Source organism: Nocardia aurantiaca, assembly GCF_009708175.1.
GTDB lineage: Bacteria > Actinomycetota > Actinomycetes > Mycobacteriales > Mycobacteriaceae > Nocardia > Nocardia aurantiaca.
Map to the genome: position 1 here is coordinate 192,200 of NZ_WMBB01000011.1, position 22,426 is coordinate 214,625.

The 22,426-nt window shown below is 68.4% G+C and carries 20 protein-coding genes and 1 pseudogene; 11 read left to right on the forward strand and 10 right to left on the reverse strand.

All coding sequences use genetic code 11. From position 1 onward, the window contains the following. Window positions 1-53: 53 nt before the first annotated feature. The 4 genes from GLP40_RS23795 to GLP40_RS23810 all read left to right on the forward strand — a co-directional run bounded on the left by GLP40_RS23795 (window position 54) and on the right by GLP40_RS23810 (window position 4,964). A complete protein-coding gene (locus tag GLP40_RS23795) occupies window positions 54-860 on the forward strand; it encodes an amino acid-binding protein (RefSeq protein ID WP_154790210.1) in 807 nt (268 codons plus the stop codon). A 148-nt stretch (window positions 861-1,008) separates the two neighbouring features. Then, the gene (locus GLP40_RS23800) at window positions 1,009-2,460 is read left to right on the forward strand and encodes an ABC1 kinase family protein (RefSeq protein WP_268867154.1); all 1,452 of its coding nucleotides are present in this window, start codon (window positions 1,009-1,011) and stop codon (window positions 2,458-2,460) included. A gap of 132 nt (window positions 2,461-2,592) precedes the next feature. Further along, the gene (locus GLP40_RS23805; protein ID WP_328290576.1) at window positions 2,593-3,036 is read left to right on the forward strand and encodes an NAD(P)-binding protein; all 444 of its coding nucleotides are present in this window, start codon (window positions 2,593-2,595) and stop codon (window positions 3,034-3,036) included. Continuing rightward, window positions 3,033-4,964: an AMP-binding protein gene (locus tag GLP40_RS23810; RefSeq protein WP_230329860.1), complete on the forward strand. Its 1,932-nt coding sequence runs from the start codon at window positions 3,033-3,035 to the stop codon at window positions 4,962-4,964. The genes GLP40_RS23805 and GLP40_RS23810 overlap by 4 nt, the downstream gene beginning before the upstream one ends. A gap of 264 nt (window positions 4,965-5,228) precedes the next feature. Here the strand turns inward: GLP40_RS23810 and GLP40_RS23815 are convergent, their stop codons facing one another. Further along, on the reverse strand, window positions 5,229-5,687 hold the full coding sequence (locus GLP40_RS23815; protein WP_154790211.1) for an SRPBCC family protein: 459 nt from the start codon (window positions 5,685-5,687) through the stop codon (window positions 5,229-5,231). A gap of 174 nt (window positions 5,688-5,861) precedes the next feature. Here GLP40_RS23815 and GLP40_RS23820 point away from each other — a divergent pair, with 174 nt between their 5' ends. After that, window positions 5,862-6,275: a RidA family protein gene (locus GLP40_RS23820; protein ID WP_154790212.1), complete on the forward strand. Its 414-nt coding sequence runs from the start codon at window positions 5,862-5,864 to the stop codon at window positions 6,273-6,275. Window positions 6,276-6,314: 39 nt separating this feature from the next. Here the strand turns inward: GLP40_RS23820 and GLP40_RS23825 are convergent, their stop codons facing one another. The 3 genes from GLP40_RS23825 to GLP40_RS23835 form a co-directional block, all read right to left on the reverse strand. After that, the gene (locus GLP40_RS23825) at window positions 6,315-6,983 is read right to left on the reverse strand and encodes a lysophospholipid acyltransferase family protein (protein WP_154790213.1); all 669 of its coding nucleotides are present in this window, start codon (window positions 6,981-6,983) and stop codon (window positions 6,315-6,317) included. Between the two features lie 153 nt (window positions 6,984-7,136). Then, on the reverse strand, window positions 7,137-7,502 hold the full coding sequence (locus GLP40_RS23830; RefSeq protein ID WP_154790214.1) for a hypothetical protein: 366 nt from the start codon (window positions 7,500-7,502) through the stop codon (window positions 7,137-7,139). Window positions 7,503-7,634: 132 nt separating this feature from the next. Beyond that, window positions 7,635-8,663, reverse strand: a complete 1,029-nt coding sequence (locus GLP40_RS23835) for an AraC family transcriptional regulator (RefSeq protein WP_196054765.1) — start codon at window positions 8,661-8,663, stop codon at window positions 7,635-7,637. A gap of 439 nt (window positions 8,664-9,102) precedes the next feature. Between GLP40_RS23835 and GLP40_RS23840 the strand changes: the two genes are divergently transcribed. Next, window positions 9,103-9,918: an SDR family oxidoreductase gene (locus GLP40_RS23840; protein ID WP_154790216.1), complete on the forward strand. Its 816-nt coding sequence runs from the start codon at window positions 9,103-9,105 to the stop codon at window positions 9,916-9,918. Window positions 9,919-10,083: 165 nt separating this feature from the next. Here the strand turns inward: GLP40_RS23840 and tuf are convergent, their stop codons facing one another. Together tuf and GLP40_RS34045 are read right to left on the reverse strand one after the other, a co-directional pair. Beyond that, window positions 10,084-11,259: an elongation factor Tu gene (gene tuf, locus GLP40_RS23845; RefSeq protein ID WP_154790217.1), complete on the reverse strand. Its 1,176-nt coding sequence runs from the start codon at window positions 11,257-11,259 to the stop codon at window positions 10,084-10,086. Between the two features lie 282 nt (window positions 11,260-11,541). Continuing rightward, window positions 11,542-14,019: an MFS transporter gene (locus GLP40_RS34045; RefSeq protein ID WP_328290577.1), complete on the reverse strand. Its 2,478-nt coding sequence runs from the start codon at window positions 14,017-14,019 to the stop codon at window positions 11,542-11,544. 82 nt (window positions 14,020-14,101) lie between these two features. Here GLP40_RS34045 and GLP40_RS23860 point away from each other — a divergent pair, with 82 nt between their 5' ends. Then, window positions 14,102-14,422, forward strand: coding sequence for a Tn3 family transposase (locus tag GLP40_RS23860; RefSeq protein WP_154790218.1), 321 nt, complete (start codon window positions 14,102-14,104; stop codon window positions 14,420-14,422). Window positions 14,423-14,547: 125 nt separating this feature from the next. On the opposite strand, the gene GLP40_RS23865 is transcribed toward GLP40_RS23860, so the two are convergent. The 4 genes from GLP40_RS23865 to GLP40_RS23880 all read right to left on the reverse strand — a co-directional run bounded on the left by GLP40_RS23865 (window position 14,548) and on the right by GLP40_RS23880 (window position 17,400). Further along, on the reverse strand, window positions 14,548-15,372 hold the full coding sequence (locus tag GLP40_RS23865) for an SDR family NAD(P)-dependent oxidoreductase (RefSeq protein WP_328290578.1): 825 nt from the start codon (window positions 15,370-15,372) through the stop codon (window positions 14,548-14,550). Between the two features lie 129 nt (window positions 15,373-15,501). Beyond that, window positions 15,502-16,371 (reverse strand): alpha/beta fold hydrolase, encoded by an 870-nt coding sequence (locus tag GLP40_RS23870; protein WP_154790219.1) that lies wholly within the window; start codon window positions 16,369-16,371, stop codon window positions 15,502-15,504. Continuing rightward, window positions 16,371-16,769, reverse strand: a complete 399-nt coding sequence (locus GLP40_RS23875) for a DUF1330 domain-containing protein (protein WP_154790220.1) — start codon at window positions 16,767-16,769, stop codon at window positions 16,371-16,373. The genes GLP40_RS23870 and GLP40_RS23875 overlap by 1 nt, the downstream gene beginning before the upstream one ends. A gap of 70 nt (window positions 16,770-16,839) precedes the next feature. After that, entirely contained in the window at window positions 16,840-17,400 is a 561-nt protein-coding gene (locus tag GLP40_RS23880) for a 2,4'-dihydroxyacetophenone dioxygenase family protein (protein ID WP_154790221.1), read from the reverse strand. A gap of 93 nt (window positions 17,401-17,493) precedes the next feature. Between GLP40_RS23880 and GLP40_RS23885 the strand changes: the two genes are divergently transcribed. The 4 genes and pseudogenes from GLP40_RS23885 (at window position 17,494) to GLP40_RS23895 (ending at window position 22,322) form a co-directional block, all read left to right on the forward strand. Next, a complete protein-coding gene (locus tag GLP40_RS23885) occupies window positions 17,494-18,552 on the forward strand; it encodes an AraC family transcriptional regulator (RefSeq protein WP_407671655.1) in 1,059 nt (352 codons plus the stop codon). Between the two features lie 33 nt (window positions 18,553-18,585). After that, window positions 18,586-18,780, forward strand: a pseudogene (locus GLP40_RS35120) (recombinase family protein); the annotation flags it as partial. A gap of 79 nt (window positions 18,781-18,859) precedes the next feature. Beyond that, complete coding sequence (locus tag GLP40_RS34050) at window positions 18,860-18,994, forward strand: TetR family transcriptional regulator (RefSeq protein WP_328290579.1); 135 nt, start codon at window positions 18,860-18,862, stop codon at window positions 18,992-18,994. Window positions 18,995-19,427: 433 nt separating this feature from the next. Then, window positions 19,428-22,322, forward strand: coding sequence for an AfsR/SARP family transcriptional regulator (locus GLP40_RS23895; RefSeq protein WP_154790222.1), 2,895 nt, complete (start codon window positions 19,428-19,430; stop codon window positions 22,320-22,322). Window positions 22,323-22,426 lie beyond the last annotated feature (104 nt).

Consider the following 22,426-nt stretch of genomic DNA (forward strand, 5'->3'; position numbering starts at 1 on the left):
TTCTTTACACCGCACCACAGTTACGGAAACCTGTGTCGCGGATTGTGGTTTCCATGAGGCAACCCGAGATTCATGCGCTGGCATGTGAAGTGTGCGGTCGTCTGCCCCACCCGAAACGCACCCGCATGGCGCTGGCCAAGCTCGCCGCGGTGTTCCCGGTCGAGCTGGCCCTGCACGCCCTGGTCATCCACCTCGAACTGCCCTATATGGCGATGGTGTCGATGCTCGCCGTCACCGCCACCATTCTCGTCATCTGGGTGGTCGAGCCGGGGGCCATGCGCTATCTGGCCCGCTGGCTGCACGCTCCGGAGCTGCGGCGCCGCCACCGTCTCGACAGCGCCGAGCGACTCTGGCGCATCCGGGTGCGGCTGGACGACAAGCCCGGCCGCCTGGAACTGCTGGCCAAGCAGTTGGCCGATCGGCAGGCCAATATCCTCGCCGTGCACGTACACCACTTGGAGAACGGCGTGCTGGACGAGCTGGTCGTCTCGACACCGTCCGGGATCGGACAGCAGCGGCTGACCCACGCCATCTCCCGCGCGGGCGGGATCACGGTCGGCATCTGGCCCGCGTCGGCGCTGACCCTCGTCGACGGCCAGACGCGAGCGCTGGGGCTGGCCGCGCGGGTGGCCGCCGATCCCGCCGAACTGCCGCTGGCTATCGCTGAACTGCTTGGCGCGCAATATGTCCCGGCTCCGGACCCGGCCCGGGTACCAGGCGGCACCCTGCTCGAGATCGATTCGTCCACCGACCTCGGGGCAATGACCTTCCTGCGCACCGGGGAGCCGTTCACGCCCGCCGAAGTCGCCCGCGCGTACCGGCTCACCGATCTGGCCCTCGTGGCCGCCCGGCAACCCTGACGCGGCGGGCCGGCGGATTCCCTTCGCGTATCTCACTATTCAGGACGATGTACTGATCCGTACAGTTTTCCGTACCGCATAGTTTCACTCCGTGGCAGACTCGCTGGTGCGCATTCGATCGAAACGCGCGGTAGGGGTTGGTTGATCGATGAGTTCTCGGCGACACGGTGCTCGGCGGGGGGATGCGGACACGGGCGGGAATCCGCCCGCCCGCAAGGCGATTCGCAGTGCGAAGCTGGCGGCCGTGCCGCTGGCCTTCGCGGGACGGCAGGTCGCCGGGGCGAGCAAGCGAGCGCAGGGGCGACCGGCGGGCGAGATCGATCGCGAGATCCAGCTGCGCACCGCTGAGCACATGGCCGAGGTGCTCGGCGAGCTGAAGGGTTGCGCCGCCAAGCTGGGCCAGGTCCTGGGCATCTACGAGCTGGCGCTGCCACCGGAGCTGGCCGAGCCGTACCGCATCGCGCTGGGCCGCCTGCAGGACGCCGCGCCGCCCATGCTGCCGCGCACAGTGCACGCCGTGCTGGCGGCGTCGTTCGGACCGGACTGGCGCGACAATTTCCGCGAGTTCGACGACCGACGCGCCGCCTCGGCCACCATCGGCCAGGTGCACCGCGCGATCTGGCATGACGGCCGGGCGGTGGCGGTGAAGGTCATGTACCCGGGCGCTCGCGCCGCGGTGGACAGCGATCTGCGACAGCTGCGCGGACTGGCCTGGCTGACACCGGTCTTCGCCCCGCACACCGATGGCCGCGCGGTGGTGGACGAACTGGCCGAATGCCTGCGTATGGAACTCGACTTCGAGGCCGAAGCACGGAGTCAGCGCCGCTTCGCCGATGCCTATGCCGACGATCCGGATTTCCGGGTGCCACAGGTGGTGGCGCAGCGTGGGGACGTGATCGTCGGGGAGTGGCTGGACGGAATTCCCCTGTCCCACTTGATCGCCGCGGGCGCGCAGGACGAGCGAAACCGGGTGGGCATGCTCGCAGTGCGGTTCTTCTGGTCTTCCGCGCCGCGCTCGGGATTGCTCTACGGAGATCCGCATCCGGGCAATTTCCGGGTGCTGCCCGACGGCCGTCTGGGTGTGGTGGATTTCGGGGCGTGCCCGGCGTGGCCGCCCGCCCAGTTCCCGGCGCTGGTGCACGACCTGGCCGACGCGCTCATCAATGGCGGCCCGGCCGACCTGGACCTGGTCACGCGGCAGCACGGTTTCACCGACGACCAGCGCGGCCTGGACAGCGCGGGGCTGGCCGAGAAGCTGCTGCCGTTCACCGAGCTGCTGCGGCACGAGACCTTCCGGCTGGATACCGAGTGGCTGCGCGGGCGCACGCTGGACACCATGAGCCCCAAGCTGAGCAATGCCTACCGACAACTGGGCATCCCGGCGTATCTGATGCCGTTCCAGCGGGCGCTGGTCACCTTGCTCGGGCTGATCGCGCAGCTGGGCACGACCGGGCCGATGCGTGATGAGATCCTGCGCTGGTCACCGGAATTGAGTGCGGTGATGGACCGGTACCGAACGCGCACCGGGCAGCCGACGGACCTGAATGTCGTGCGCCTGCGCCGGGTAGGCGCGGCGGCCACGGGCTTCGCCGCGGGCTGAGGCCGCGAGGCGGCCTCGGACCGGGGTCGGATCACCGGCGCCCACGGACCTTGATCACTGTCCCAGACAAAATTACCCTGGTGAGATAGGCGCAGCGCAGCGCCGGAGTCTGTCCGGAAAGTCCCGACCGTCGTGACCACTGCATCCAAAGACATCCCCGCACCGACGCTTTCGGCGCCGGATCACTCGGTCGCCGTCATCGGCGCGGGTCCGGGCGGCATTGCCGCGGGAGTCACGCTGAAGCGAGCGGGAGGACGCGATCTCGTAGTGCTGGTGCGTGCCGAGAAGGTCGGCGGCAGGTGGCGCGACAATGGTCGTCCGGAGCTGGAAGTCGATATTCCGTCGCTCGCCTACCGGTACTCTTTCGCGCGAAATCCCCATTGGGGCAAGCTGTTCGCGTCGGGGCCGGAGGTGAAGCGGTATCGCGTGGCGGTGGCGCGTCAGTTCGGATCGTCTCCGAACATCCGGTTCGGGACCACGGTGGTCGGTGAGGAATGGGACCATGACCGGCCTGCTCGAACTTGCCCATCAGGATGGGACGGTGACGACCGCTCGACAGGGAGGTCGGGCTCATGATCGGACTGCCGAAATCGGTCCGGATCGCGCTGGGCCCGGCCGGGTACGGGATCAGCGACCGCCGCCTGGCGCCGTGGGAGCGGGTGGGTGCGCCCCTGTCATACGCGCTCGACAATGCCGGGGCGATGCAGCGGATGCTGACGCTGTCCGCGAAGGCCGGGAACCGGAACAACCGGTCCGTCGATTGGACGGGGCCGATCGGGCGGGTGGAGCGGACGGCCAATCTGTTCGACGCCGCGGTCACCGCGGCGGGCCGAATTCGAGCCAGCGGCGCGCTGGGCCTGGTGCCGCCCACTCGGATTCCCCAGTTGGCCTGGGCATTGCGCGGCGGCGTCGGTCTGGCGACCGTGCTGGCGGCCTTCGCGGCGCGGTTCCCGGATCGACCCGCCATGATCGATGACGACGGTCCGATCACCGCCGCCGACCTGGATCGGCAGGTGCAGCGGCTGGCGGCCGCGCTGCGAGCACGCTGGGATGTGCGACGCGGGCAGCGCGTCGGCGTGCTGTGCCGCAATCACCGCGGATTCGTCATCGCCGCCTACGCGGCCGCGCGACTGTCGGCGGATCTGGTGCCGTTGAACTACGGCTTCGCCGGGCCGCAGATCGGTGAGGTGCTGGACCGCGAGCGGATCGGGCTGCTGCTCTACGATGGCGAATTCCACACGCGGATAGACGAATCCGGGTATCAGGGCCGCCGGGTGGTGATACGCGGCGCGGCGGGCGGGCTGCCGACGGTCGCGGAACTGGTGGCAGCGGGTGGGCCGCCGGTGCGCGGGCCCGCGGGCGGGGGCTCGATCATTATGCTCACCGGCGGCACCACCGGAGTACCCAAGGGAGTGCCGCGCACGCTGGGCGTCCGCGCGGCGGGGTCCGCGCTGGCGGGATCGATCCCGGGCATGGTGGCAGCCCTCGGCGATCTGGCCGAGGTCGAGCCGATCCCCCGGCTCGGGCGGCCCATGGTGATCGCGCCGCCGCTGCATCACACCTATGGCTTCCTGGCTATCGCCGGTGCGTTCCTGCTCGGGTCGACCGCGCTCGTGCACGAGCGCTTCGATGCCGAAACCGTGCTCGCCGATATCGAGCGGCACCGTGTGCAGATCGCCTGCCTGGTGCCGACCATGCTCAAACGCATCATGGATCTCCCGCCGGACGACCGCCGCGGCTACCACGTGGAGAGCCTGCGGATGGTGGTGTGCGGCGCCGCTCCCCTGCCGCCCTGGCTGGCCACCGCCTTCATGGACGAGTTCGGGGACGTGCTGTTCAACGGCTATGCCTCCACCGAGACCGGCGCCGGAACCTTCGCCACTCCCGCCGATCTGCGGGCCGCGCCGGGCACCGTGGGACGGCCGCTGACCGGAATCGTGGACATTCGCATCGTCGACGGTGACGGTCGCGAGCTGCCCGCCGGTGTCACCGGCCGGATCGTCAACAAGAACCCGAGCATGTTCCAGGGCTACAGCGACGGCAAGACCAAAGAGATGGTCGGAGAGCACATGGACTCCGGCGATCTCGGGCATCTCGATGCCGCGGGCCGGCTGTTCGTGGACGGCCGCTCCGACGACATGATCGTCTCGGGCGGCGAGAACGTCTTCCCTCAGGAGGTCGAGGAGGCGCTGCTGGCGCATCCGGCGGTGGCCGATGCCGGCGTCGTCGGGGTGCCCGACGACGATTTCGGCTATCGGCTGGCGGCGGCCGTGGTGCTCGAGCCGGGGGCGCGGACGGGCGCGCGAGCTCTGCAACGCCATATCAAGGCCACGCTGGCCACCTACAAGATGCCGCGCGACATCGTCTTCGTGGCCGAATTGCCGCGCACCACGGTGGGCAAGCTCCGGCGGCAGCAGCTACCGGAGGTCATCGCGCGGGCCCGTGCGGATGCGGCGGCCGCTGTCGAATCCGACTCCATTCAGGACATGGGGTCTCGGTCATGAACTCCACCAATGGTTCCCAGCCCCTGCCCAGCCATGAGCCGGGATCGCCGGCGCGGGTCTCGGCGGCATCGGCGCGGGTATCGCGCCGCGCCGGATCGGGGTCGAGAATTTCGTCATCGTCGGCAGGTGGCCGAAGGCGGGCGGGACGTCGCTGGCCGATACCCATCCCGGTGTGGCCGTGAATATTCGGACCACCGACTTACCGCTACACCACCACGTCGGTGCGTGAGCTCCAGGAAGCGACCTCCTGAATCGCTCCGCCGGTCACTCCTGCTCGGACAGCGTGGCGAGCCGATCCACCGAATTCCGGAGCATCTCCGAGGTGGTGGCGCGGGCTCGGACCAGGCGCTTCTCATCGGCCAGGGCGGTCCAGTCGTAGGTGTGCGTCACCCGGGTTCGGTTGTCGCCCAACGGTTCCAGCTCCCAACGCCACAGGTGACCGGGCGGCTGCATGCCGGGTTCCGAGGGCAGCCAGGCGATTCGACGGCCTTCCTCGAATTCGACGATGCGGTTCTCCCGGACCGTGCCGCGGGTGAGCGTCATCTCGAAGACATCACCCACCGCGCGCACCCGCTGCCCCGCATCCGCGTGCGACAGATTGTCATTCGCATCCCATCGGGGCTGCTGCGCCGGATCGGCGATCAACTCGAAGATCCGCTCCGCAGCCGCCGCCACCTCACGACCCGCCGACACCACCCGTCCGAACTCCACACCGTCGCTCATATGACGATCGAACCATCCCGTCAGGGCATACCGCTACAGCGGCCCACAGGACCCACCCCCGACAACAGGCGTTCTGTGAACCGCCCGTGATCCTCCCGGCCTCAGCGTCGTCCGCCACCCCGACGCGTAGACCGCCGAGATTGCCTCTATCGGACGGTTGTGCAGAATAGGGCGATGACCAGTCGACAGATTGTCTCCTCGGGCGCCCAGTGGGAGCCGATCGTCGGCTATTCCCGTGCCGTACGCGTGGGTCAATGGGTTTCGGTCGCCGGGACGACAGCCGCTACTCCCGACAGTGGTCCGGTGGGCGGCGACGACATCGCCGAACAGACACGGGAAGCGCTGCGCCGCATCGCCGCAGCCCTGGCCGAGGTGGGCGCCTCCGTCGAGGACGTGATACGCACCCGGATCTTCGTCACCGATATCTCCCGGTGGGAAGAGGTAGGCAAAGCTCACGGCGAGGTTTTCGCCGAAATCCGCCCGGCCGCAACAATGGTCGAGGTGAGCGCGCTGATCGACCCCGCCCTCCTCGTCGAAATCGAAGCCGACGCGGTGATCCCCTCTCGACCGCACGCACACCGAGCCTGAATCTCAGTTGAACACGCCTGCCGTGCACCGGCTTTCCCGTCAATCGGGTCGAGTGTGCAGTGCTTCGATGTGCCGACGGAGATGGTCGAGGAGTTTGTCCGGATCGTCGAAGTCGGCGGGGTCGATGGGTGTGCCGAAATGGATGGTCACCGGATGCCGACGGTTGAAAGGGCGGCCATCGGCGGCGGCACGGCGCATGGGAAGGACCTTGTTGGTGCCGGTGGTTCCCACCGGGATGATGGGCGCGCCGGTCGCCAGCGCCAGGTTGGCCACGCCGGGTTTGTAGGGCTCATGGTCACCGGGCGGGACCAGGCGACCCTCGGGGTAGATGATGAGCACCCCGCCGTGGTGGAGTATTTGCTCGGCCTGGGCCATGGCATTGCGGCCGGAGTCGTGGTCGCGGCGAATTACCGGAATCTGGCCGAGGCGGCGGACTAGCCGGCCGATAACCGGCCAGGACCACAGTTCGGCCATGGCGATGGCAATGGCGCGGCGGCGGAGCGCGCCCCAGAGGAAAACCGCGTCGAGCATGGAGATGTGGTTGCTAGCGATGATGACGGGGCCGGTTTTCGGGACCCGGTCGCGGCCGATCACGGTGACGTGGACGAAGTTCGACCAGGCCAGGGTGCGCAGAATGCGTCGCACCAGGTGAGTCGCCAGCCAGGCTCGTTTGCCCAGCCCTTTGGGGCGTCGTGCTCTGGTGTTCATCTTTCTCCCACATAGACCGTCCGGCAACAGATTTCATCCTTGCCGGGCGGCGGTGCCCGCACCACCGCAGAACTACTCAGGGGCCAACTGGAAACGAAACTCATAGCCGTTTGCTATGGCAATATTTCGGGCGTAGCCTGGAGGTTGCTGTACTCACAGCCGAATCGCAAGAGAATTCCGTAGGGGGCCGAGTGCTGCCATGACCGGAAACTGGTTGCGTAACACCATTTTGTCGCAATTGTCCCGATCGCCAGCGAGTGCGGAGGTAATTTTCCTCACCCTCCACGACGGCACCAGGGTCATCACGTTCCCGAGGCTCAACTGGGGAGTAGTGGCGACCGCATCCGCCGCGGTGCTCGGAATCGCCATCGCGATCCTGTTGCTGGTAAATTCCGCGCATTTCGACGAACCCCAGACCCCGGCGCCGACGCCGCCCGCATCGTGCGAACCGTTCTGTGCCGCACCGACATGAGCGCCGGCCGCCGCAGCAGAAATCGAGCCTGCGAACAGTTCCGCCACAATCCGATTCGACGCCCGTGTGGCGTCGTGGAGTGTCGCGGCCCAGGACCCGATGGCCGGTCCCGGGCCTCGACCCACGCCGCCGTCCATTTTCGCTCGCGCTGATCCCGGCCCGGGCGCATACTCCGTGCGCTATACCAGAGCGGGCATGCGCCCGCGCGCACGGTATTCCTGTGGCGGACAACCCTGCCAGCGCCGGAAGGCCCGGATGAAGGAGGCCGCCTCGGCGTAGCCCAGCCGCGCCGCCACCTGTTCGGTGGTCATGTCGGTGCGGTCGAGCAGTTCCTCCGACAGTGCCTGCCGCACCTCGTCGAGCAGCGCGCGGAACGAGGTACCCTCCTCGTTGAGTCGCCGCGACAGCGTGCGCGGGCTGACGTACAGCTCGGCGGCAATGGCCGATTGATCCGGCAGCACACCTGGATTGCGCACCAGCAGATCCCGCACCGAGCCGGCGACACCGCTGCGGGTGCGGCGGCGGGCCAGCAGGTCGCGGCACATCTGCTCGCAGGTGCTGCGGGCCCACTCATTCGCTTGTGGAAGTACCGCATCCAGGTGGGAGGCATCGAAGACGAGTTCGTTGCCGGGCGCGTCGAAGGTCGGCTCCACTCCGAATACCGTCCGGTATCGCGCGATATCGACAGGCGCGCCGTGCCGGAAATCGACGCGCAGCACCGGAACTCCCACCGAATACAGCTCCCGGCCGATGATCTGGACACCGGCCATGACCCGTTCGGTCAGAAAGGCGCGCACGTCCTCGGGCACCTCACGATCGTCGAATCGCAGCCTCCCTTCGCCCTGCGTCTCCTCGAAGCTCAACTCCCCGAACGCGAAGGCCAGCTCCACGTAGCGGAGCGCCACCTGCACGGCGTCGCGCAGCGTCCGGCTGGCCAGCAGTGCCACGCCCCAGGGTCCGTGCAGCGAGAAGTGATGACGAACTCCCGCCTCCAGACCGAGTCCAGCTTGGTCCCCGAATCGCGCGAGGAGATTTCGGATCACCGTAAGTTCTTGCCGTGCAGTGACTTCCGAGTACTGCTCTCGTGCCGCCCCGACCGGCAGCCCCGAGCCCGCCAGGCACTCCCCCGCCGGCATCCCCCGTTCCTCCGCGAGCCGGGTGACGACGTGCACGCCGGAGGTAGTCCTGACCAGATCCCACTCGAACATGTACGCGTTGTCCTCTTCGACTACTCCCGACCAATTTCTGAGCCCCATCGGGTTGGCGAAACATATCAACGACAGACCGTTTGGTGTGGCGCATCCGCCAGATTCGCACGCCGCCGATGATGCGTTTTCCGGTGCGTCCGCGATTTGTCACGTAACAGCCGGTGCCACCGTGCGATTCATCCACATCCGGTCCGGACGACGACCAGCAATCGAGGTCTTCCCACCATGAGTTCCACCGTCCTCCTGCTCCTTCCCGCTCTGGCGGCACCCGCATTCGGTGTCGGCCTGTGGCTCGGCGTCCGATCGGTTACCGACGGGTCAGCCACGGAATGTCGCCGAGCCCGCTGCACCTCGGTCTTCCGCTCGTGGCCGGAAATCCCACGCCAGCGACCGCCCGCCTCCTGGCCGGAGCCCCGCCACACCCGCTAGCGTGCTGTCTATGAGCAGCAATCCGACCCGCACCGTGGTCGTCACCGGTGCGTCCTCCGGCATCGGCAAGGCCACTGCCGCCGCGTTCGCGGCGCGCGGGCACAAGGTGATCGGCACCAGCCGCAACCCCGACTCCATCGCCGTGGCCGACCGGGTGCCCGGCGTCGAGTACCGCGCGTTGGATATCACCGATCTGGACTCGATCAAGCGGTTCACCACCGAGCTCGGCGCGGTCGACGTACTGATCAACAACGCCGGAGAGAGTCAGGCCGGGCCGCTCGCCGAGCTGCCGCGTGAGGCGATCGAAAGACTGTTCCAGCTCAATGTGTTCGGCGCCGTGGCATTGACGCAGGCGGTGCTGCCGGGCATGCGGGAGCGTGGATACGGCCGGATTGTCATGGTGGGATCCATGCTGGGTAGCTTTCCGATGCCCTACCGGTCCTCGTATGTGGCGACCAAGGCCGCGCTGCGTGGGTTCGCTACCGCGGCGCGGTTCGAGGAGTCGCCGTTCGGGGTCTGGATCACCACCGTGGAGCCGGGCCAGATCAACACCGGTCTGAGCGAGCGGCGCATGAAATACCTGGCCGAAGGTTCACCCCACACTTCGGACTTCACCACATTCATGGCGAAGCTCGACAGCCAGATGGACAAGGGCATTCCACCTGAGAAGGTTGCCGAAACCATTGTGGCAGCGGTCAACTCGGATCGGCCGCAACCGCTGTACGCGGTGGGAAGCAATGCTCCGCTGATGTTCGCGATCCGTCGGATCCTGCCCCGCTCGGTCATGGAGCGGTTGATCGCCGGCGCTCAAGGGCTCAAACGCTGAGAGCCTGGAACGCCCCGATCGGCTGCCCACGTTCCATGGACCTCATCGTCCGCGACGAAGCGCGTCCAGAACAGAGAATCCCGGCCACCCTCCATGGCCGGCGCTCGGCCGAAACACGGAATCCCGGTCCGAGCCACGAAGGCACGGACCGGGATCCGGTGGCGGTTAGCCCTCGACCGAGAGGACCGTGCCGGCGGCGACCGTGAGGTTGCCCTCACGGACCGCGAAGCCGAGGCCCGGCTCCAACGGGATCGCGCGGTCGAGGGTGACCGACGCGTCGACGGTCTCACCCGGCATGGCGCGGCCCGCCGGCAGCACCACCTGTCCGGAGACATCACCGGTGCGGACGAAGAACTGCGGGCGGTAGCCGCTGACGATCGGCGTGCGCCGACCACCCTGGGCCGCCGTCAGCAGCCGCACCCGCGCGGTGAAACCGCTGTGCACCGCGATGCTGCCCAGCGCCGCGACCACCTGGCCGCGTGCCACCTGCCCACGTTGCACACCGCGCAGCAGCAGCGCCACATTGTCGCCGGCCTCGGCCGATTCCATGGTCCGGCCGAAGGTTTCGAGGCTGGTGACCACCGACTCGACCGTACCGCCGAAGCCGAGTACGGCGACCCTGTCGCCCACCTCCACTCGTCCGCGCTCCACCGCGCCGGTCACCACGGTGCCGCGGCCGGTGATGGTGAGCACGTTCTCCACGGGCATGAGGAACGGCGCGTCGGTGTAGCGCTCCGGCATCGGTACGTGGTCGTCGACGGCGTCGAGCAGCCGCAGCAACTGGACCGCCCAATGCTCGTCGCCCTCCAGCGCCCGCAGCCCCGACACCGGCACCACGGGAGCGCCATCGCCGTCATAGCCGTTGGCGGACAACAGCTCTCGCACCTCGAGCTCGATCAGCTCCAGCAGCTCAGCGTCGGCGATGTCAGCCTTGTTGAGCGCGACCACGATGTGCTCGACGCCCACCTGCCGGGCCAGCAGCACGTGCTCGGCGGTCTGCGGCATAACGCCGTCGTCGGCCGATACCACCAGGATGGCCCCGTCCAGCTGGGCCGCGCCGGTGATCATGTTCTTCACGAAGTCGGCGTGCCCCGGCATGTCGACGTGAGCGTAATGCCGTGTGGCCGTCTCGTATTCGACATGCGAGATATTGATGGTGATGCCGCGCTCGATCTCCTCCGGCGCCCGGTCGATCCGGTCGAACGGGACGAAGGCGGTGCCGCCCCGCTCGGCCAGCACCTTGGTGATGGCGGCGGTCAGCGTGGTCTTGCCGTGGTCGACATGTCCCATGGTGCCGATGTTGAGGTGCGGCTTGGTGCGGACGTAGGCCTGCTTGGCCATGATGGTTCTCCATCTGAGCTGCTGTTCAAGGAAACAGCACGTTTTCGAGGGGACCTCAGCAGCGAGCCGACCTTCCCCGTCTGAGGTCCCGGGACGTCCCGGAGAAGGTCAGCGTCGTGCGCCGTCGAATGCGAAGACCACCGAGGCAGCAGCCATCGCGCCCGCGACTGCGGAGAATGCGGCGATGGGCTGTGCGAACATGCCGATGATGGTGCCGGGCGAACCGGTTCAGGCGCAATCGATTTACGCGATCACCTCCCCGTGCTCAGGAAGGCCGTGGACTCAGGCCGGTGAGGATTCCGGCCGGGCTGGGCGGCGGGTGGCCACGAGTTCGGCCACGACCAGCACCCACACGGCGCCGGCCACGAAGAGAAGCGCCCGGCCGAGGGTGCCGAGCCAGGCCACATGCAGGGTCGTGCCGGTGGACAGGGCCGCGACGGCCGTCATGCCGAGCGGGAACACCGTCGCCCAGCGCCGCACGCTGTACCCCGGACGGATCCGAATCAGCTCGGCCACAACCAGAATCACGTAGGAGAGGAGGTTCATGGCGAGTAGCACGACGGTCGCGGCCCGCAGCACCGTGTGTGGGATTCCCGTCCAATGCGGCCAGGCCGCGAGTTTCGAGCCCGCCAGCGTCGAGATCGCCAGGGCACCGGTCATGACCCACTGGTCACCCGAACCGCGCCAGATCTCCGCCCGGTCGAAGTGCGCGAATGCCACTGGATACAACAGCAATCCGAGGAAGAAGCATACGAGGGCCGCGACGGCCGGCCAGTCACCGACACCCGCGTGTGCGAGCGTGGCCGCCAACACCGCCAGGCCCTCGGTGGAGACGCAGACCAGGAAGACCGCTCCGGGCATGCGCCGATTCCAGTGACGCATCACCATGACCAGCAATACCGGCCACACCACCGCCGCGACGGCCAGCAGGGTGGTGGCCGCGACGTGCCAGCCGAGGAGGGACAGGCGGGTGCCGAGCACGGTGGTCGCCGCCACCGCGGTGAGCGCGCCCGGGGTATTGGCCTCGCTCTGCCAGCGTTGGTGATTCCACAGCCGCCGGGAGACGAAATCGGCCGCCAGCACCAGCCAGACGATCCCCGCGAGCGCCAGCAGGAGCTGGGAGACCGTCTCGTATCCAGTGAGATGCGTTCCGACGGAGATGATTCCGGTCGCCATGACGAAGGCTCCCGCGGCCGGGGGCAATTCGCGCCACCATCGCGCGGAGTCGGCGTCGTCGCCGGTGACCGCGGTGTATACCGCCGCTGTCAGGATCGCCAGCGCCGAAACCTGCAGGGCCACATCGAGTCCGTGATGGAACGCGACGGTCGCGGTCTGGAGGACCTCGTTCACGTGCGGGGCGTATTTGATGGCCGTGGCCAGATCCACGCCAGGCGGGATGCGGCCGCGTTCGACCGCGTCGATGGCGATGGGTTGCAGGTTGGCGGGCAGGCCCAGCTCGGTGAGGCGGGTGCGCAGGTCGGCGGTGAGGAATCCGTTGACCAGCGAACCGAGCACCGCGACGCCCACCGCGGCGCCGACCTGGCGCATGGTGTTCGTCGTCGCCGCCGCCATGCCGGAATGCTCACCGGGGACACCGGCCAGTACCGCGGAGGTCAAGGGCACGACGGCGATGCCGAAGCCGAGCCCGGCGATCGCCAATGTCACCGCGAGCGGCGTGAATTCGACTGTCCCATCGAGGGAATGGCGGGTCAGCAGGATTCCGCCCGCGCCCAGCACGCAGCCGACGATCATGGGAGTCCGCGCGCCGGTGCGGGCCACCCACAATCCGGCCGCCAGCGATCCGGCCATGATCGCGACGGCCATGGGCGCGAACACCGCCGCCGTCCGCCCGGCCGAATAGTGAATCATCACCTGCAGATACAGCGCGGTGAAGAAGAAGATCGAGAAGACTCCGAAGTAGACGGCGAAGGCGACCAGCAGTGCGCTGCGCACCGACGGCAGGCGCAGATAGCGAAAGTCGAAGACGGGGTTGCGAACCCGGTTCTCGACCGCGACGAAAGCGAGGAAGGCCAGAGCGCCGATGGCGAAGAGCGTGACCACCGGGGCCGCGCCGTACCCACGATTCTCCCCCGTGATCGCGGCGTAGATCACCGATCCCAGAAAGAGCGCGCCCAACAGCGACCCGGCCCAATCCAGTGGCCCCGGTCGCGGATCCGCGCTCTCGGGCACGTACCGCAGCGCGGCCGTCAGCACCACGACCCCGAAGATCAGGTTGAACCAGAAGATGGACCGCCAGCCGTACGCATCCGCGAGAACACCGCCGAGCACGGGACCGGCGGCCAGCGCGAGCCCGGATACCGCGGCCCATCCCCCGAGCGCTTTGGCGCGCATGCGGGGATCGGGGAAGATATGCCGCAGCACCGACAGCGTGCCCGGCTCGGAGGCGGCCGCTCCCACCCCCATGACCGCGCGCCCGGCGATCAGCGTCGCCACGCTGGTGGCCAGCGCCGAAATCACCGATCCAGCACAGAAGATCGCCAGTCCAGCGATCATCACCCGCTTGCGTCCCCAGCGGTCGCCGAGCGATCCGGCGGCGAGCATGAGTCCGGCGAACACCAGCGTGTAGGCGTTGACGACCCACTGCAGCAGCACGACATCGGTGCTGAACTCGGAGCGGACGTCGGCCAGCGCGACGCTGACGATGGTGGTGTCGAGGAAGGTCACGAACAGGACCCCGGTGACGGTGGCCAGCGCGATTCCCGGCCGCGCCGCGTCGCGCGACGTGTCGCTGATTGCCACGCCCTCAGGTTACGTGGCGGACAGGGTCCCAAACTGGTGAGGTCGCGTAACCCAGTACCACCAGCGTTACGGCGGGTACGGCGTGGAGCCGCTGGCATCGGAGGAACTCAGAACGGAGATCAACAGCGGGTTGCAGGTGGTGGAGAGCTGGAACTCCGCCAACACGGTCGTGTTCTATGGCAAGGGTTCCCAGCTCACCCGCGCCGACCATGAGCACGCCGAGGCGTCGATGCTCGCTTTGCGCCTGTTGCAATCGGCGATGGTGCACATCAATCCCCTTCTGCTGCAAGCCGTCCTGGAAGACCCGCAGTTCCACGATCTGATCAGCGACAACGAACGCCGCGCACCAAGCCCGTTGTTCCGGTCCAACACCACCCCTACGGCCGGTTCCAGCTCGGCATGACCACCCACCTGTCCGAGGGAAGGAGTTTCAGGCTGAGGTCAGGTTTCCGCCGCCAGGTGGCCTGGCCGTGGTCATGCGCCCGCCGCACAGCGAGAACATCGACTTCTTCGGCGTACTCGAGAAACTCATTTCGCGATGGTGGCCAGGGTGTTGGACAGCCACCTGGCCAGTGGTGGAGCCAGTCGCGACAGCGTGTACATCACGTGCGCCTCCGGCGTGATCGGCGCGACCGCCTTGCCGCGGTCGATGGCTTTGAGGATGTTCGCCGCCGCGCGGTCGGCCGTGTAGCCGCGTTTGGCGTAGCTGCTGGTCGTCTTCGCTCGCCGCGCGTCGGCGTTGCCGCCGCGGTAGGCGCTGGTGTGGGTGATGGCGGTGTTGACGATGCCCGGACACACCGTGGTGACCGTGACCCCGTGGGGTCGCAGTTCCATGCGTAGCGCCTCGGACATGCCGAAGACGGCGAACTTCGAGGCACTATAGGCGCCCAGTTGCGGGTTGGCGAGCACGCCCGCCGCGGAGGAGAGGTTGACGACGTGCCCGCTGCCGCGCCTGACCATGTCCGGTACGAACGCGGCGGCACCGTGCACGACGCCCAGGACGTTCACCCCGAGGAGCCGGTCCCAGTCACTGAGGGTGGTGTCCATGATGCCGCCGATGACGGCAATGCCCGCGTTGTTGATCAGTACATCCGGGGTGCCGAGTGCGGCCGTTGTGGCCTTGGCGAAAGCGGTCATCTGTTCGGCGTCGGCCACGTTCACCGGTTGGGCGTACACCTCGGTGGCGCCGGCGGCGCGGGCGTCGGCGACCGTCTGGTCGAGCCCCTCGGGGTTGAGGTCGCAGAGGGCCAGCCGTGCGCCCCGGCGAGCGCATCGTAGGGCGAGTTCGCGGCCGATGCCGCTGCCGGCACCGGTAACGACCACGACCTGGCCGATAAGGTTCTTGATCTTCACCGGGCCCCTCCCCCGAAGTCGACCGTGTGCGGGGATGCCATACCAGGCTGCGGTGCAGTGCTTGTCCTGGCGAGGACGGGTGGGCGGGTCAGCATCATGGTGCCTTTCGTGATGGGGTCGTTCGCGCGGTCAGGACGGCGCTGTGTTTCGGGTGATGCGCCCGCGCAGGTAGGGCACGACGAGTTCGGTGACTCGTTCGGGCTCTTCGATCCACACCCAGTGCCCCGCGCCGGGAATGGTGTGGATCTCAGCGGACGGGAAAGGGGTCTGCTGTCGCGACGCCTGCACGGCGGGGATGTAGTCGTCGGCGGTTCCCCAGACGACCAGGCACGGCAGGTCGGCCGGGCGTAGCGTCTCGGCCAGGCGGTTCATCGACTCCTGCGTGGTCGAGCGGTAAAGCCGCAGCACCGCCCGTTTGGTGCCCCATGCCCGGATGTGTCCGGCGATCTCGGCCACGCTGCGATCGTCGAGGCCGGGGTTGTCGTGGGCGATCAGCGCACGGGCCAGCGGTGGCGCGGCGAGCCGCATGAACAACTCGCCCAGTACCGGGGTGCGCCACACCCGCGCCGCGCGGTGCCAGCGGTAGTCGAGCAGGACCCCGGTATTGATCAGGGTGAGGCTCGCGATGCGGTCCAGGTGGGCGGCGGCGTAGGTCAGCGCCCAGGGGCCGCCGAAGTCGTGCGCCACCAGGTGGACACGCTCGATGCCGAGAGCGTCCACCACCCCGGCCAGATGGTCGGCATAACCGGTGACGGTGTAGTCCTGGTCGGCGCGTTTCTCCGCGCCACCGAAGCCGGGCATGTCCGGGGCGACGACGCGAGCGAACTCGCTGACCGGCGCCATCAGGGGCAGCCAGTCCCGGCCACCGCCCGGGTTTCCGTGGACGAACACGACGGCCTCGGCCTGATCGGCAGCCGCGAGCCCACCGATCAGCACCGGCGTACGGACGTCGCCGACGACGATCTGTCGGCGTTGCAGATCGACGACCGAACCGGCCATCAGAACGGCACCGGCCACGGCTCGGTCGCGATGAGGCCGGAGGTCTGCAGCGCAGCGGTGCGGTGCACGGCGATCTCCTGATAGCCGGGATCGAGCACCATCTCGAGGAACTTCGCCCGCGACGGGTAGGCCACGATAAGGATCATGTCCCACCACGGCTTGTCCTCGCCGCCGATGACGACCTGGGCGGCATCGCCCGCGTAGACGATCGTGGCGCCGACCCGGTCGAGATGGGGCTGCACTTCCGCGCCGTATCGCTGGTAGCTGTCCCGCCCGCCGGTGTCGTGGAACGCGAGCAGGTTCACCATCACTACCGGCGTATCGCTGTCCTGGGCGGCGGCGACGAACGTCTGCACCTGCTGCTCGGTAGGGTCGATGTGGCGTGCTGTCGTGGTCATAACTTTCCTTTACATAGGTGATCGCGTCTGTGGTCGTCGACGCGCGGAGAAAGGGACTCGATCGGCGCTTTCAGGACTCGCGCGCCATGTACCCGGCCGCGCCGCCGCCGAGGTAGTCGACCGGGCCCAGGCCCTGAGCAGCCGCCAGCTCGTGGGTGAGGTACCGGATGGTGACAGCGTCGAGGATGGAGTGGAACCCGCCGTCCTCGCTGAAGTTGACGTTGGCGCCCTCGACCCGGATGAACAGCGTGGTGTCCTCGGTATTGGTCTCGGGGCAGACGAAGGTGTGCACGGACCCGGCCGGCTCGTACAGATACGAGCCCGCGGTCTGCAACTGGTCGGGGTACTCCAGGTAATGCCAGCTGCCCGACAGCGTGTACGCCTCCGCGACACCGGTGTGATAGTGCAACGGCACTTTCGAACCCGGGCTGAAGGTCGCCAGCACCACCCACACACCGGCCTCGAGGTCCAGCCGCAGGGGCTTGAAGTGCACCCCCGGGCCGAGGGAGTCATGAATCAGCGGGACGTTCCGTTCGTTGACCGTCAGCAGCTCGCCCTGCGGCAACGCGACACACGGCAGCGCAGCTCCGGAGCTGGTCTTCACTGGAACAGGGTTGGTCTTCAAGGTCATCGGGTTTGGTTCCTTCCGCGGGATCGACCGTCGGCCCTGCCGGCGGCGCGTCATCAACAATGCTCATGATTGGTGACTCACACCACATCGGTCTTGACAGCAGAGGACGAACATTTAACTATCAAGGACATGTCTGTGATCCGCAGCACAGCGTTGTCCGGGTATGGCCCACTCGCTGTCGATCTGGGCGCCGACCCCGCCGAACTCTTGCGCGGCGCCGGCATCAGAACCGAGGACATCGGCAACGGCGAGACGTTCCTGCCGTTCCGGCGTGTCGTGCACGCCGTGGAGATCGCGGCGGCGCAACTCGGCGTGCCCGATTTCGGCCGGCGGCTGGCGCAGCGGCAGGGCATCGAGATCCTCGGGCCGGTCGGTGTCGCCGCACGCACCGCGGGAAGCGTGTCAGACGCCTTCGCCGTGTTCGAAACCTATTTGGCCGCCTACAGTCCCGCGATCGCCACCCACATTGCGCCCTTCGACGACGATCCGGCGCGTTCGTTCTTCGAGTTCCGCATCCTCGTCGACGACCTCCCGCCGCATCCGCAAGTCATCGAGCTGGCCCTCGGCACGGTGCTGCGGGTGCTCCGGTTTCTGCTGGGCGCGGCCTACACGCCACTGGCGGTGCGCCTGCCGCACGACCCGCTCACCGCGCCGGATACGTACCTGCAATACTTCGGCGCCACACCGCATTTCGCGCAACGATCGGCCGGATTCGCCATCCGGAGCGCAGACCTCGCCCGCCCGCTGGCACGTGACGAACTCGCACATCAAGCGGTGGTGCGGTACCTGGACATGATCGTGGGCGGCCGCGAACCGGGGGTGACGGGATCGGCACGGGCGATCGTCCGCCAACTCCTGCCCACCGGCACCGTGCCCCTGGAACTGATCGCGGGGCAGTTCGCGCTCCATCCCAAAGCATTGCAGCGCCGCCTCGTCGCAGAAGGCACCACCTACGCCACACTCGTCGACACGGTCAGACGAGAGACCGCCGAACGCTATCTGCGCGATACCGACATCAGCCTCACCCACCTGACCAGGGAACTCGGATACACCGAACAGAGCGCGCTCAGCCGGGCCTGCCGACGCTGGTTCGGCCAGGGCCCGGCAGCGCATCGCCGGACACTGCGCACACCCCACCCCCAGTCGACCTGACATGAACAGCGGACTCCAAGCGTCTCGACAACGTTGGTTCGCGAAACGCATTCGGCGACTGGAGATTCCCGCAGGTCGGCTCCCATCGAATCTGTAACGATTACCGAGGACCGCGATGCGGATCTGGTGGCGCTCGATCAAGGCATCGACACCTCCACCGCCGTCGGCCGTATGTTCTTCCAAATCCTCGGCGCGATAGCCGAATTCGAAAACGCCCTGATGCCCGAACGCACCCGGCGACGGCCTGTCCGCCGCCCGCTCCCGGGGACGCAGTGGCGGCCAGAAACCCAAATTCGGACCTCGCCAGGTGCAACTGGCTCAGCAGATGTACGACGAACTCGACGAACAAGGCAAACGTCGCTACACCGTCGACGAGATCGCCGCCGAGTTCGGCGTCACCCGCCCCGCTATCTACCGACACCTCAACAAGACGACCCCGTAGCCTCGCCACCCCGACTACCAGCGGCTACGCCACATCCGTTGCCTTTTCGGCGATTACTACTGAGACCCCGGGCCGTACCGGCCGTCCAGTTTCGATCGGTGTGGCGCACCCGGACCGGTGGACGCGCGCCGCGCCGCGCACGCGGCCAGTCCCAGGGCGTGAACGGCGATAACGGTGGCGGACTTCAGCCGCATGGGGCGCCTCCAGACGATCGGGTGCGCCGGCCCGGGTGAGCCACCCGGGATCAGGTTCGGACGCGCCGCCTGGAAGCGGCCGATGAGCCGCTGATGGCCGGGGACGACGTGCAGGATTGGGGAAGGTCCCGGGCGGTGGGCCCGATATTCCATGATGGGAGGCGTGAATCGGTGCAGGACAGGCGGCGAATCGTTACTGTCGAGGCCCTTCTACCCTGCCGAACGGGGAGGTCGGTTTGTTGAGGTTTGCCGTACTGGGCGAAGTTCGCGCGTGGCGCGGGGACACGCCCTTGGATCTGGGTCCGCCGCAGCGACGCGCCGTGCTCGCGGCACTGCTGCTGCGCGAGGGCAAGGCGGTCACCGCCGCCGAACTCGTCGAGGGGATCTGGGGCGAGGACCCGGTCCTGCGGGCCGTGCCCGCGCTGCGTACCCACGTGGCCAAGCTGCGCCGCGAACTCGAACCCGACCGCGTCAATCGCGGACCCTCCACCCTGCTGATCTCCGTCGGCGACGGCTACGCCCTGCGACTACCGCCCGGCCGCATCGACATTCACGAGGTCGAGGACCAGGTCGCGGCGGCCGAGCGGCTGCGATACGAAGATCCGGTCACCGCGCGCGACACCCTGGAGTCGGCGCTGTCCCGCTGGCAGGGCGCGGCCCTCGGCGGGCTGCCGGGGCCCTATGCCGAGCGGCAGCGGGCCCGGCTCGAGCAGTGGCGGCTGTCCATTCTGGAGGACCGCCTCGCCCTGGATATCGAGACCGGCCGCAGCGCCGAGGCCGTCACCGAACTCGGGCCGCTGATCGACGAGCATCCGCTGCGTGAGCGTTTCCGCGCGCTGCTCATGACCGCGCTGTATCACTCCGGCCGCCAGGCCGAGGCGCTGGAAGAATACGGTCGCGCCCGCCGGGCACTGGTCGACGGCGTCGGCGTGGAGCCCGGGCCCGAGCTGAGCGAGGTGCACGGGCGCATCCTGCGCGCCGAGCTGCCGCCGGTGCCGCGCCCGGCCCGCGCGACGGTCACTCCGGCCCAATTGCCGCCCGACATCGCCGATTTCACCGGTCGGTCCCGCGTCGCCGAGGAGATCGCGGCCCAGCTCACCGGCGGCGGACCGGCGGTGGCCATCTCGGCGGTCGGCGGCATGGGCGGGGTTGGCAAGACGACCCTCGCACTGCACATCGCCCATCGGGTGCGCGACCGCTTCCCGGATGGCCAGCTGTATGTGAACCTGCGCGGCGTGGACCCCGAGCCCATGCCGACCGGGGACGCGCTGGGCGGCTTCCTGCGCGGGCTCGGCGTCGCCGAGGGCGATATCCCTCCGACCGTGGACGATCGGGCCGCGCAGCTGCGAACCCTATTGAGCGACAAGCGGATTCTGGTGGTGCTCGACAATGCCCGCGACAGCGCCCAGGTGTCGCAGCTGATGCCCGGCACGCCCGGGACCGCGGTGCTGATCACCAGCCGCTCCGCGCTCACCGAGCTGCCCGCGGTGCGGCGCACCCGCCTCGACGTGCTGGAGCGAGAGGAGGCCATGACGCTGCTGACCCGCATTCTCGGCGCCGAACGCGTCGCGGCCGAGCGGGATGCGGCCTACGCGGTCATCGAGCAGTGCGCCTGCCTGCCGCTGGCGGTACGGATCGTCGGCGCGCGGCTGGCGGTGCGGCCGCAGTGGACCATAGCCTCGCTGGCCGAACGGCTGGCCGATGAGAGTCAGCGGCTGGAGGTGTTGCAGACCGGCGATCTGACCCTGGAGACCGCCTTCCGGCTCGGCTACGGACAGCTGAATACCGAACAGGCCAGGGCGTTTCGCACGCTGGCCCGCGCCGATGTCCCGGACTTTCCCCTCGACGGCGCCGCCGCGGTGCTGGGTGTGCCGGTGCCGCGCGCCGAGCTGGTGTGCGAATCACTGGTGGATCTGAGCCTGCTCGAGACGCCCGCGCCGGGCCGCTACCGTTTCCACGACCTGCTGCGCCTGTTCGCGGCCCGGCTGGCCGGGTCCACCGCCGGCCGCGATACCGGCGAAGGGGAGTCGGAGATCGTCATCCGGCTGCTGGACTACTACCTGGCCAGCACCAAGAACCTCCTCGGGGCACTGGATTACAGCAACACCACGCTGCTGCTGGTGCCCACCACGGTGTCCGGCCACACCTTCGCCGACGGGGCGGAAGGCCAGTCCTGGAACGATATCGAGCGGCCGGTGATCATCGCGCTGCACCGGCAGGCGGCGCGCCTGGGCGGCCGGGCGGTGGCGCTGGCGGCCGATCTGGCCTGGGTGATGTCGGAGCTGATGGATACCGGCAGCCGGGCCCGCGAACTCGCCGACAGCCTGAAAGCCCTGCTGGAGACCGCGATTCGCGACGGCGACCAGTCCAGTGCGCGGCGGCTGCGGGTGGCGCTGGGCGCCATGATGCAGATCGGACTCGGCGAGGTGGAAGCGAGTCTGGAGTTCCTGCAACCCATTTCGCAGCCCGCCGACGACGCCGAGCGACGCCTGCAAGTGCTGGCCGAGATACTGCTCGGGGTGGCGGATCGGCGCACCGGCAATACCAAGGACTCACACCGGCACTACGCCAACGCCATCGCCTGGACGCGAGCGCTGGGCGACCGGTCGCTGGAGGCGTGGATTCTGGCGCTGGCCACCCGCACGCTCTGCGAATCCGGTCAGTACGCGGAGGCGGTAGCCGTGGCCGAGCGCGCTATCGCGCTGGCCCAGGAGTCGTCCAACGCGGTCGCGCTGGGCTGGGCCACCCACGAATTGGCCGCCACCCGGTCCATGCTCGGTGCGCACGAACTCGCCCTGCAGTTGGCCGAGGACGCGGTGCGCATGACCCATCGCAATGGCGTGCGTCTGTGGGAAGGCTGGGCCCGCACCCGGCTGGCTCAGATCCACCTGCGGGCCGGGCACGACGCTGCCGCGGAACACGAGGCGACCGAGGCGCTGCGGCTGCTGGCCAAGGCAGCCGATCCCCTGGACCGCGCGCGGGCGTTGTCCCTGCGCGCGACCGCACGCGCGGCCCGCGGCGATATCGAGGCGGCCGCGCGGGAGCACGCCGACGCGGCCGAGATCTTCCGCCGGGCCGGGCTGCCCGCACCCACGCCGGCAACGCTGTTCGCGCCCGGACCCGCCCCGCAATAGAGAACATTTATTCGCTTTTTATCGGCCCGTGGGAGCGTGCAACCGCGCGGATGCCCGGGGCCTGCAACACCCCGGGCATTCGCGAGCGATGGGTCATGTCCGCG

Coding starts and splice junctions, on each gene's coding strand:
- tuf (WP_154790217.1), bottom strand. CDS start 11,259: ATGGCCAAGCAGGCCTACGTCCGCACCAAGCCGCACCTCAACATCGGC.
- GLP40_RS23880 (WP_154790221.1), bottom strand. CDS start 17,400: ATGACCTTGAAGACCAACCCTGTTCCAGTGAAGACCAGCTCCGGAGCT.
- GLP40_RS23820 (WP_154790212.1), top strand. CDS start 5,862: ATGACCAGTCGACAGATTGTCTCCTCGGGCGCCCAGTGGGAGCCGATC.
- GLP40_RS23800 (WP_268867154.1), top strand. CDS start 1,009: ATGAGTTCTCGGCGACACGGTGCTCGGCGGGGGGATGCGGACACGGGC.
- GLP40_RS23835 (WP_196054765.1), bottom strand. CDS start 8,663: ATGTTCGAGTGGGATCTGGTCAGGACTACCTCCGGCGTGCACGTCGTC.
- GLP40_RS23825 (WP_154790213.1), bottom strand. CDS start 6,983: ATGAACACCAGAGCACGACGCCCCAAAGGGCTGGGCAAACGAGCCTGG.
- GLP40_RS23870 (WP_154790219.1), bottom strand. CDS start 16,371: ATGGCCGGTTCGGTCGTCGATCTGCAACGCCGACAGATCGTCGTCGGC.
- GLP40_RS23810 (WP_230329860.1), top strand. CDS start 3,033: ATGATCGGACTGCCGAAATCGGTCCGGATCGCGCTGGGCCCGGCCGGG.
- GLP40_RS23840 (WP_154790216.1), top strand. CDS start 9,103: ATGAGCAGCAATCCGACCCGCACCGTGGTCGTCACCGGTGCGTCCTCC.
- GLP40_RS23875 (WP_154790220.1), bottom strand. CDS start 16,769: ATGACCACGACAGCACGCCACATCGACCCTACCGAGCAGCAGGTGCAG.
- GLP40_RS23815 (WP_154790211.1), bottom strand. CDS start 5,687: ATGAGCGACGGTGTGGAGTTCGGACGGGTGGTGTCGGCGGGTCGTGAG.
- GLP40_RS23795 (WP_154790210.1), top strand. CDS start 54: ATGAGGCAACCCGAGATTCATGCGCTGGCATGTGAAGTGTGCGGTCGT.